This window comes from Anaerolineae bacterium, assembly GCA_014360855.1.
Classification (GTDB): Bacteria; Chloroflexota; Anaerolineae; order JACIWP01; family JACIWP01; genus JACIWP01.
On the sequence record JACIWP010000414.1, the window covers coordinates 1 to 1,729 of the forward strand.

At 66.2% G+C, this 1,729-nt stretch carries 2 protein-coding genes; both read right to left on the reverse strand.

Annotation, left to right across the window (positions count from 1 at the left end):
- On the reverse strand, positions 1–1,054 hold a 1,054-nt coding region (locus tag H5T60_14635; GenBank protein MBC7243668.1), incomplete at its 3' end, for a radical SAM protein.
- 5 nt (positions 1,055–1,059) lie between these two features.
- Positions 1,060–1,729: YdcF family protein (locus tag H5T60_14640; GenBank protein ID MBC7243669.1), on the reverse strand; the 670-nt coding region annotated here is incomplete at its 5' end.

The following is a 1,729-nucleotide window of genomic DNA, read 5'->3' on the forward strand; positions in this document are numbered from 1 at the left end:
CAGAACGCAGGATATCCTCCTCGGAAATGCCCTTGCCGATGGCGTCGCGCAGGCGCTGAGAGCCGGCTTCCGGCGCCAGCGTCACCGTACGGGTTTGACTGCGCGCCAGGGCATCCAGCACTTTGGGCGACAGGGTATCCGCCCGCAGGGAGGAAACCGAAACCTCGATCTTGCGCGCCATCAGCTCATCCATGAGCGCGTCAATATGGGCATAATCGGAGACGGCGGCGCTGATGAGGCCCACCCGCCGGCGGTGATGAAGCCCTTCCTCAATCGCCTGCATCACCACGGGGAAAGAGCGTTGCCGCCACGGCCGGCTGGTATAGCCGGCCAGGCAGAAATGACATCCCCACCGACACCCGCGTGCCAGCTCCACCAGATGCATGAAGCCGAACTCGGCCGCCGGCGTCCACAGCACGGAACGCGTGGGGAAGCGGTCCACATCCTTCAACCACTGCCGGCGCACACGAGACCCTCGTCCGTGCACTTGGGGCACATAGACCCCCTCCAGCCGGCTCAGCCGTTCCAGCAGGCGGGCGCGATCCCCCATCTCCGCATTCAGCACTTCCACCAATGGGCCGATGACTTCCTCCGCCTCGCCAATGACGAAGGCGTCGAAAATCGGCGCCAGGGGCATGGGGTTGGCGCTCACCGCCGGCCCGCCGGCGATGAGTATGGGATCCTCATCGCCGCGCTCCCCTGCCCAAATGCTGGTCATCCCACAGCGGCGGAGCAGATTCACCGCCCGCAAATAATCCAGCTCGAAGGAGAGGGAGAAGGCCAGGACGGCGAACTCGTCCAGCCGGCGCTGGCTCTCCATAGAAAGCGGGGGCGGGGAATCATCCCACCGCTCATCATCGAATACCCGCTCGCAGACCACGTCATCGTGGAGGTTCAGGAGATGGTAAATGGTCTGAAAACCCAGGCTCGCCATGCCGACGGCGTAGGTGTTGGCATAGACCAGCGCGACGGGCAATCTGCCGCCCCAATCCTTCACCACCGCGCCGATCTCCCGCTGGAGAAGCCGCCGGCGAGCCTCAATCTCTTTCCACATGTCGTTCACCCGATGGAGCGCCAGAGACGCGCGATAAATCCCGGCAGGCCGGTGGATTCCAGCCAGTACCACAGCCGGTATGCCCAGACGCCGATCTCCCCTTCGGGATAGATGGCGTCCAGGATGATCAGGCCGGCCTCGCGCGCCGCATAATATGCCCGCCAGTGCAAGGGAATGCTCCGCACATCCGTCGAAGTGGGGCTGGAAAAGGCCTGTACGCCGGCGCGGCGGAAGAGCAGGACGCCCCGCAGGAGATGCAGGGGATGGCTGACCACCAGCGCGCTCTTCCAGCCGTGCTCGCGCATCACGCTCACCGCCCGCCGCACATCTTCGCGCGTATTATTGGAGCCGCCGGCGACCAGGATGGCCTCCTCCGGCACCCCCATGGCGACAGCGGTGCGGCCGGCGACCTCCGCCGCCGAGAAGGGATCGCCGGCCACCCCGCCGGTGGTGATGATGGCCGGCGCCCAGCCCTCCTGATACAGCCGCACCGCCCTTTTCGTGCGCGGCAGGAGGTTCGGGCCTGGTTCCCCGCTCGGCAGGACCTGTGCGCCGAGAATGACGATGGCATCCGCCGGCTGGGTCTGATCCACGCGACCGAAGCGGTCCACCGCCAGGCACAGGAGGACAAAGCCCAGGCCGGCCAGTATGATGACCAGCAGGATCGCCCGGGCC